Origin of the sequence: Pseudoxanthobacter sp., assembly GCF_036822375.1 — a bacterium.
In the GTDB taxonomy this organism is placed as follows: Bacteria; Pseudomonadota; Alphaproteobacteria; order Rhizobiales; family Segnochrobactraceae; genus Pseudoxanthobacter.
This window is the reverse complement of record NZ_DAISHT010000129.1, coordinates 1-9,809: the sequence shown is the minus strand read 5'-3', so window position 1 is coordinate 9,809 and position 9,809 is coordinate 1. Positions and strand designations below refer to the sequence as shown.

The following is a 9,809-nucleotide window of genomic DNA, read 5'->3' as shown; positions in this document are numbered from 1 at the left end:
CATCTGGTTTACACCCAGAGGGTCGGGGGTTCGAACCCCTCACCGCCCACCATCTTCCGGCCGCTCTCAGGCGAACCGCCTCAAACGACCCTCCCCCTGTTCTGCGCCCGGCGACTTCGCGGCATCGCAATCCGATGTTCGTCCGGGGCGGAATCGCGATGTCTCCATGCCCTCCGGCAGCGGCGCCGCCGGGTGTGTTTTCCCGTCCCCGCCGCCGGATCGCCCCGGCGGGATGCGGCGGTTCGTCTTATCTATCACAGATTGCGCACTTAAAGACTCTCAGGCAGGCTTCGGTGGTCCGGCTCGCGAGGTTCCCGTGACAAGGGGCAGCCCGATGCCGGCAGACGGGGTCGCTGCCAGATGTTGCCATCCGTACAATGTGTTCTGATGTCTCAGGGGCTGAAATCGCCTGACGGGCGCCCCCTTTTTGCTTACGGATGCGACGGAGAGGCGTCCGCCGCCGTTGAAGCCGATCTTCGCCAGAGCCTCAGCAGGGGCCGGATATCGCCGGATGCCGCCATGGCCTTTGTGCTGTGGGCTTCTGAGCGCATCCGCACCCGTCATCCGGGCGGCGCTCTGAAATGGAATTTCCTGCTGGCGCCGCTCGGTCTGCAGCGCAACGCTATCGACAGGGAGCTTCTCGTCGAGTGTGGCCTTGCGCGCTGGAAGCGCCGTGTCGGCACGACGACCGGCGGCACCCATCAGTTCCTGTATTCGCTGATGGCGGAAGGCGGCATGCCGGACGCCCTGCTGGCGGAGATCGGGCACCATTGCGCTGTGTTCCTCGCCATTCTGCACGAGGTCGAAAAGGTCGGCGCGCTCGGAGCCGAATTCGCGTTCCAGATCGCCAAACGCCGCACGTACGCGCTGCCGCAGGTCTTTCAGTCGGACGACAGCGCGCGTCTCTTTGCCGATCTGGCAATCGCTCTGGCGAAATTGCGTGCTCGGATTCCCGACCATATCCCGATGCAGACGGCGGAGCGCTATCTGAACGGGACGGTTCCGGACTGGCGGCTCCGCCTGCCGCTGCGGCTTTCGGAGGCGGCACTCGCCAACCTGATCCGGCCGGCGCTTCGGGCAGAGCGGCAGACCGGCTCCGACGGCCGGATGATCGTGCACCGGCGCCTGATGCGGGCGGCCGACGGGGCCGGCCGCATCGGCATCGTGGTCTTCGAAGCCAGCGGCTTTCTGCCTGCAGCGCTGCTGCCGGCGACGATCGACCGGACCCTGCGCCTGCGATTGCTGCCGCTCGGCACCGCTCTGCCGGCCGGTCTCGCCTGCCTTGCGGTGCCGGATGGCGACGGGTGGCGCCTGTCCCGCCCCGGCGCTTGCGACGTGCTGAAGGTGCCCCTGCCGCCGGATGTCGCCGTTACGATGTCGGTCCATGCCGACGGCAGACACCTGTGTGACGTCGTGCTCGACCCCGGTTTGCCGGCACCGGCCGAAGCGGTCAGTCTGTGGCGGCCGGAAGAGCAGGACGGCTCCGTTCTGGCGCCGCTCGCCAGCGGCCGCACGCGGGCACCGCAGCTCTGGCTGCTCGCCCCCGCCGGCGCAGCGGTCGGGACGGGGCAAGGCCTCACGCTGCTGGCAGCAGAGCCCGGCCCCGTCGCGGGCAGCACGCTCCATGCCGTATCAGGCACGGGTACCGCCATCGTCGGCGAACACCGCATCGCCGTGCAGACGGGGGCGGCCAGTGAAGACGAACCGGCCCGGCTGGTGGCGACGGGGCCGGAGCCGGCAGGCTGGCGTGCAACCGGCCCCATTCCGGTCATGCTTGGCGAGCCTTGCTACTGGGGCGGCCAGAGACAGAGTTTTCTGCGTATCGCCGTCCGGGAACGCCCGTTGCCGGGCGTCCTCGGCGGGCGCGTTGCAGAGTGGCACCGGAAGAACGGCGAAATCCTCGCCCGGACCCGACTGGCCGTATTGCCAGCGGACTTTCGCGCCCGGCTCCGGGAGACCGGACCGGGCCGGCTGACCTTCGAAGGCAAAGGTCTGGCGCCGGAATGGTGCCTTTCCCTCTCAGCCGCGGGCGGCCCCTCGCCCTGTCTCACACACGCGGCGCCGGACGGCACCGCGATTGCTGACCTCGCCGTTGACGGCGCCGCGCCGGCGAAGGTCGCCCTGCATCTCTTCGATCCTGTCAGCGGCGAACAGCTCGATCTGGAGGCCTTCTGGCCGGCGCGTCATGGCATGTTCGTCGACCCGGACGGGCACCGGCTGCAGAAGCGCGATACGCCCGTCGCCCTCGGCAGCCTCGGCGGCTGGCGCGGGCAGTTGCCGCCGAGCGGCGGCAAGCTGGAATTCCGACTGCCTTATTCAGGCGCCAGCGTGGCCATGCAGGCCGACGGCGATATTCGTCTTGCCGCCTATGAACCGCTGCTGCGCGCGCTGCTCGCCATGACAGGGCCGGATGAGCGGATCACTGTCAGCATCAGCACGGATGCCGTTGGCGGGCGCGTGCAGGTGGGCCGCTATGACCGGGCGGCACCCGGAATCGACGGCCCGGTTCTTCCGCTCAGCGGCCGCTGGGACCTGAAGGCCGTCCGTCTCGATGGCCCGCCGGCAACGATGGCCGCTGCCTTCGACGGACCGGTCGACCTCAGTCAGTGGCCGGGCGAGGAAGGGCTCTGGTTCGTTCAGGGACGCTCAGCGGAACACGGCATCATGAGGCCGGTCACATGGACGCGATCAGCACGCCCGGCCTCGACGCGAGACCAACGGATCAGCGACTACGCCATTCTGTTCCGCCAGTTGCTCGATGCGGCAGACAAAGAGGGCCTGCTGATGATCTGGAGCCGGATCGAGGCCGTCATGGCAGCCGGCGACGCAGGCGGCCTCGATCAGGTACAGGCGCTCGGCGACGTTCCGGCCGCTCTGGTCGCGATGCTGATGCTGGTGGAGGATCCCGCGCTGCCCGCAGCGCTGGCACTCGACCAGATCGCCCCCGCATGGCTCGCACTTGTCCGCATCGACGACTGGACCGCCGGTCTGCGGGCCGCGATGACAGGCCGGACGCGCAGCCTGATGGCCGTGTTTCCCGAAGAAACAGCAACCGGCATTCTTGAGGCGGCCCTGCAACGCCGCGCCGGCCTTCTCAAAGCCGCCCGCCCCGAACTCGCCGGCCATCTCGCGAGCGCCTTTCTTGCCTGTGGTCTGAGGCCGCTGGCGGGCGAAGGCGGCCGCCTGGTGCCCCTGATAGCGGACTGGCGCTGGCGGGATTTCCGTGCCGCGGCCAGCAAGGCCGTGGCCGGCAGCGGCTCCGATCCGCTGCCGGACGGCGTTTCCGGCATCGCCGCGCAACACCTTCATCTGCAGGGTCAGCCGTTCGACCCGGTCTGGATGCCGGTCATCGAGGCGCCGCTCGTGGCGGCCGAGATCGCCACCGGGCGGCGGCTGCCGCCCGGCGCCGCCGACCGCCTGCGCCTGCTGTCTCTGCGCCTCGCCCTGCCGGGGTGGTTCGATACCGCCCTGCCCATAGCCATAAGGCTCGCCGGAAGGTTCCCCGCCTGTGTCTGACCCCGTTTTCGAGCAGCAGCCACCGTCGTCCGGCCTGTCAGCCGCCCTGAGCGCCGTCGGTCGCAGTGCGGCATCGGCTGTTACGTCCTGGGCCCGCATCCGCTCCGCGGGACTGAATACTCTGCTGCTCGACCGGCTTTCGGCGGCGCCCGGTGAGCGGGATTCCTTTCTGGCCGATCCGGTGTTTGAGATCGCGCGGCGCTGGCGCGCAGCCGACCAGACCTTGTCGGACCTCTCGGGCAGCCTGCTGTCACCGGATCTCGTTGCCGCGCTGGAGCGCGCGACCACTTACGCGATGCGCCGTGACCTGCGGCCTTACGCGCATCAGCTCGCGGCATGGCGGGAAAGCCTGCAGGAGCAGCGCTCCGTTCTGGTCACATCGGGCACGGGGTCCGGCAAGACGGAATGCTTCCTGATTCCGATCCTGAACGATCTCCTGACGCTGAAGAGCCCCGCCCGCCGGGGTGTGCGGGCCATCCTGCTCTACCCGCTCAACGCGCTGATCGAAAGCCAGCGCGAACGACTGGCCGCCTGGGCATCGGGCCTCGGCGGAAAGGTTCGCTTTGCCCTCTACAATGGCGACACCCCAGAAACGCTGCGCAGTGTCCGGCGAGAACCGGGCAGCGGTCTCGATGGCATCGAGGTCGCGGACCGAAGGTCGATCCGCGAGAATCCGCCGGAAATTCTCGTCACGAACGTGACCATGCTCGAATACCTGCTGCTGAGAGCCGGCGACGCCCCCATTCTCGATGTCTCGCAGGAAGCCCTGCGCTGGATCGTGCTTGACGAGGCGCACGGCTATATCGGCGCTCAGGCCGCCGAGATGACGCTGCTGCTGCGGCGGGTACGGTCTGCTTTCGGTGTCCGGCCGGACGGTGTCCGGCTGATGGCGACATCCGCAACGATCGGCGACGGCGGGGCGGTGACGCAGCTGCGCGCCTTCCTGTCCGCTCTGGCCGGCACGCCGGAAGACCGGGTCAGCGTCATTACCGGCCAGACAGTCGATCCTGAGATGCCCGCCCCCGGGACGGACAGGCCAATCGACCCGGCGCACTGGCAGCATCTGACATCTGGCGAGCGTTTTGAGCAGATGGCCGCCCATCCGCGCATCCAGTCCCTGCGCCGTCGCATGGGCGAGCATGCGGTTTCTCTGGGTGATGTATCGGCGGTGCTGTTCGGCGAGCGGACGCGGCGCGCCGATGCGCAGGCCGTTCTCGATGCCGGTGCGACAGCATGCAGGGGAGATGACCGGCTGCTGCCGTGGCGGACCCATCTGTTCCATCGTCCGCTCGGCGGCATCTGGGCGTGCATCGACCCGGACTGCCCGGAACGTCAGCCGGACCTGACGGCCGCCGGGGCAGACTGGCCGTTCGGCGCGGTTCATCTGGCCCAGCGCGATCATTGCGGCTGCACGGCACCGGCCTTCGAGGTGCTGGCCTGTGCGGAATGCGGCACCCCCTTTCTCGCCGCCGGTGTGCGATATGGCGCCCTGCCGCGCCTGATGCCGCTGATGCAGGCGCCGGAGGACGACTTTGCCGTCGACGCGGAACCGAACGACGATGACGACGCCGACAAGACGATCGCAGGCGATATTCAGCCTGTCTGGCTCGGGCCCGGCTCGGCGGCGCATTGCGTCCACATCGACATCGCCTCCGGCGACATCTTCGACAATGTGCCGTCGTCGCGCCGCAGCGCCCGTCTGCAACTGATCGAGGCCAGAACAGAGCGAACCTGCTGCGCCGCCGCCGCCCGCGCCTGGCTCAGACCGCTGCGGTTCGGACCGCCGTTCTTCATGAGCGGCGCCGCACCGCGCCTGATAGAGGCGCTGGCACCCCACGCGCAGGCGCAGGGGCTGCCGATGGGCGGACGGCGGGCGCTGAGCTTCACCGACAGCCGGCAGGGCGTGGCGCGTCTGGCGGCCAAGATGCAGCAGGACGCAGAGCGCACGCTCACGCGCGCCTTTCTCTGGCATGCCGTGCAGCAACGCCCCCGCGGCGCCGATCCCGCGGCAATCGCTGAACTGGAGCAGCGCATTGCGGCTCTTCGCAAGGCCGGCGACAGCCTGAGGGATGTTCTCGCCGATTATGAAAAGCAGCATGCCGAACTGACAGGCGACGGAAACGCCGTTGTCCGCTGGCCGGATCTCGTGGCCGGCTTTGCCACGCAGCGCGACCTGACCGGGTTCGCCAGCGCCGTCTGGATCGGGCGGGCGATCGGCGGCCGCGAGATCGAGGACGATCCCCGCAATCTGGCCGAAATGTTCCTGTTGCGCGAACTGCTCCGCCGGCCCCGCGTGCAGAACAACCCGGAAACCATGGGGCTGCTGCGGCTCGCCTTTCCGGACCTTGAGCGCGCGGCACCGCTCCGCATACCGCCGGCCCTGTCAGCAGCCGGCATCGATGGCGATGGCTACACCGGCCTTGCTCTGGCCGCGATCGACAGCGAATTCCGCTCGCCGCTCGCCATGGATGTGCCGGAATGGATGGTGCCGATCGTGGCCCCGCGCAGCGGACGGCTGAGATCAGTTTTTGCGGCGGGGAGCGACCGCTCCGGCATGGACAGCAACGACCGGCAATGGCCCGGCCCGGTGCCCTTCGGCCAGCAAAGACAGCTTGTCGGCCTCGTTGCCGGTCTTCTGAAGGCCGATGCATCGGACCGGCAGGATCAGGATCGCATCGGCGAGGTGCTGGAGGCTCTCTGGCAGCTGATCACCAGCCATGCCGCCCGGAATGTGGGCCGGGGCGGCTGGCGGCTGGACCGCGCCAGAATGGCCGTACTGCCGGTCACCACGGCCTTCCTCTGCCCGGTCACCCGCCGCCTGTTCGGCACATCCGTTGCCGGCCGGACGCCCCACGATATCGCACAGCCCATGACCCGGATTGCGCTGCCGCGGCTGCCGCAGGCCAATGCCGGCGGTCTTGGCCCCGGCGAGCAGGCAGAAACGGCCCGGTGGCTGGAAACGGACCCTCAGGTCGGGGCCCTTCGCCGGCAGGGGCTCTGGACCAACCTGCATGACCGTCTGGCGATCTATCCGCCGTTCCTGCGCGCACAGGAGCATTCGGCCCAGATCGAGCGGCCGGTTCTCAAGCACTACGAGGATGACTTTTCGGCGGGCAAAATCAACCTGCTGAACTGTTCGACCACCATGGAGATGGGCATCGACATTCCGCTGGTGTCGCTGGTGTTCAACTCCAACGTCCCGCCCTCGGTGTCGAACTATCGCCAGCGTGTGGGCCGCGCCGGCCGGCGCGGAGAGCGATGGGCATTCGGGCTGACATTCTGCCGCGATCTGCCGCTTGACCTTCTCGCGTTCCGTGCGCCGGTGACCTTTCTTAACCGGCCGACGGCTGCCCCGAAAGTGGTGCTCGACAGCCCCCTGCAGGTCGGCCGCCATGTCAATGCCGCCCTGCTGGGTACGTGGCTCCGGGCCCGGAGCCGCGGTGTCAGTGTCCGCTCCAGCATCGGCTTCTTCTTCGGTCTGGATCAGGAGACCGGCAAGGAGGTCGCAGCGACACCGCTTGCAGATGCCTTTATCGCCGACCTGCGCGGCGACTGGATGAACGGGGACGACATTGCCACCCGCCTGAAGGATCTGCTCACCGGCACCGTGCTGGAAACGCAACCGGCCGAGGCGCTCGCAGCCTCAAGTGCAGACCGGCTTGAACGTCTCATGCAGCACTGGCGCAATGAGCACGACGCCATCATGGCCGAATGCGAGGCGATGAGGGAGCATGAGGCCCGCACGGCACTGACCCTGCGCGGCAAGCGCTTCCGCGGCGAATTCATGCTGGCGGAACTGGCCCGCCGCGGCTTCACGCCGGCCTATGGCTTTCCCACTGATGTCGTCGGCTTCGAGCATCTCTCCGGCCGGCGCCGTGACAGCGACGGGGACGCGCGATCCTCCTGGGGAGATCGTCAGGGGGGCGCGTCCCGCCCGCTGACCGTGGCGCTGCGCGAATATGCGCCCGGCAACGAGGTGGTGATCGACGGGCTCGTTCATCTCTCCGAGGGTATCAGCCTTGCGTGGAGCGCCAATGCCGATACGTCCCGTCTGGAGAACCTGAAGGGCCTGTGGACTTGCCGGGCCTGCCACGGCAGCGGCCTGACAAGCCAGGACCTGCCCGCCTGTCCCGATTGCGGAAGCCAGGATCTGCAGAAGGAAAAGGTGCTCAAGCCGACCGGCTTCCGCGGCGCACGCAGCCCCCATACCGGCTATGAGAGCCTGTCTTATGTCGCAGCGCCGCCAGCGCATATTTCCGCCCGGCAGGCCGCCTGGGTTGCTCTTCCCGACACCGGGGCCGGGCGGTTCCGGGCGGACCCGGCCGGTGAGGTGATCACCACCGCCACGGGAAGACTCGGCGGCGGCTATGCGGTCTGCCTCGATTGCGGCAGAACCATGGACATGGCGCCCCCCGTGCCCGGCACGGCCGCTGTGCCGCCGCCGGAGATGATACGCCACAAGCCGCTCATAAGGGTCGGCCTGCCGCTGCGCGACGGCAAGTGTCGCGGCGGATATACCGCCGCCCACCGGGTGCAGACGAACATCCTCCTCGCACAGGACACCCGCACAGACGTTTTTGAGTTGCAGACCGTTGCCGGCGCACCCGCCGCCGCCGTTCTGGCAGCCGCCGCGGGCCTGCGGGAGGCACTGGCCGATCATCTGGGACTGGACGCCGGTGAACTCGGCATCGCGGCCGCAACGTCCGCGGGGCCGTCCGGAGAGACAAGGCCTTCCGCCTTCGTCTTCGACCGGGCGGCCGGCGGAGCCGGATTATCCAGCCGGCTCGGCGAGGGCGACTTTCTGGCCGCCATGCTGCGGGGCGCAGAAAAGAAGCTCGATTGTCCGGATCAGTGTCTGACCGGTTGCCCGGCCTGCATCCTGAGACCCGACATCAACGGGCGGGATCAGTCGCTGGACCGGCCGGGCGGACTGGAACTCGTCCGGATGACTGCCGACAGCCTTCAGCTGCCCGCGGCGTTGCAGATCTTCGGAGCGGACACCCGGCTGCTCGGGCGCGACATTGCCGGCTGGCTGGATCAGATGCGCCGTCAGGGACATCTGACATCGCTCGACGTCCCCCTCATCGGGCCACCCGACAGCTGGGATCTGGAAGGCTGGCCGCTCGCGTCCGCACTGCCGCGTCTGAAGGAAGCAGGCCTTGCCGTGCGCCTGCATCTTCCGCCGGGCTCGATCACCCATGCCGCCTTCACGTTGCCGGTGAAGCTCGCGCTGCACCGGCTGGCCGCCTTCGCGACCATCGCGGTCTCGCGTCCGCCGGCGACGCAGAACGGAATGCAGGTCGTCGCCTATGCCGGAACGGATGCCGGCATGAGGGCGCTGGCCACCGCTTCGGATGCCGAGGCCGTTATCGGGCCGTCGTGGGGCATGGCCTCCGCTGCGCCGGTCGTCATCGGCCCCGCCTCTGCGCCAGCCTCAGGGCCTGCTTATCCGTCGTCGGACATCATCGGGCTGGACCACGGCGGTGCCCATCTGCTGCGCCTCGGAACGGAGACCGGAGGGCCGCTTGCCGGCTTCGGCAACCGGTTCTGGCAATCGCTGCAACGGCAGGCCGGTATCAAGATCGTCACGCTTTCCGAAATCGGCGTGAAGGAGGTGCATTATTGCGACCGCTACCTCGTCACGCCGCTGCATGTTGCGCTGCTGGCGGAGGTGCTGCTGGCCATGCCGGGCGGCAAGAATGCCCGCCGGATCATTGAGATCGCAGCCGCGGACCGCCCGGGCCAGCCACCCTGCTATATATCCCATAATTTTCCCGACGATGCCCGTCGCACCGACCTGCTCCGGGCGCTCCTGCCCGACGCCGGTGTCCAGATGGAACGCAGAAAGACGGACCTGCCCCATTACCGCCGGCTGGTCATCACACTGAAGGATGACCGCAGGCTGGAGATCTTCATCGATCAGGGCATGGGCGCATGGCGCACGCTGCGCCCTGCCCGCTACCCCTTCGAGGCAGGGGTTGAGGAACAGGTCCGCTCTGTCAGGTCCGCCGACCTGATTTTGACACTCCACGACGAAAACGGCTCGCCGGCAACCCTCACGCTGAGCCCGCCCTGAGCGCCCGCAACGGCCAGCCGCGCCGCCTCGTCAATCGTCGGTGGCCGGTCGGACAAACCACGGCGCCGCACGCCGGCCTGCATCGGCTGCCCTGTTCGCACGCGGGAAAAGCCGGCCGGCCGCAGGCGATCCGGGCCTTGCCGCTGCGCGACCCCGTCGTCTCTACCGTCTTCCGCCAACGGGCGACACGCACTCTTCGCACGGATACACGTCCGGC

2 protein-coding genes are annotated in these 9,809 nt (G+C 68.6%); both read left to right on the top strand.

The annotated features are described in order from the left end of the window. Positions 1 to 360: 360 nt before the first annotated feature. Positions 361 to 3,516 carry an STY4851/ECs_5259 family protein gene (locus V7067_RS12095; protein ID WP_334176158.1) on the top strand — a complete coding sequence of 1,052 codons (3,156 nt, stop codon included), beginning with the start codon at positions 361 to 363 and terminating at the stop codon, positions 3,514 to 3,516. Then, positions 3,509 to 9,592, top strand: a complete 6,084-nt coding sequence (locus tag V7067_RS12090; RefSeq protein WP_334176157.1) for a DEAD/DEAH box helicase — start codon at positions 3,509 to 3,511, stop codon at positions 9,590 to 9,592. Before V7067_RS12095 ends, V7067_RS12090 begins: the two co-directional genes overlap by 8 nt. Positions 9,593 to 9,809: the final 217 nt, after the last annotated feature.

Bases quoted from the DNA above. Each gene is read 5' to 3' on its own strand.
- V7067_RS12095 (WP_334176158.1), top strand. From the start codon at position 361: ATGTTGCCATCCGTACAATGTGTTCTGATGTCTCAGGGGCTGAAATCG.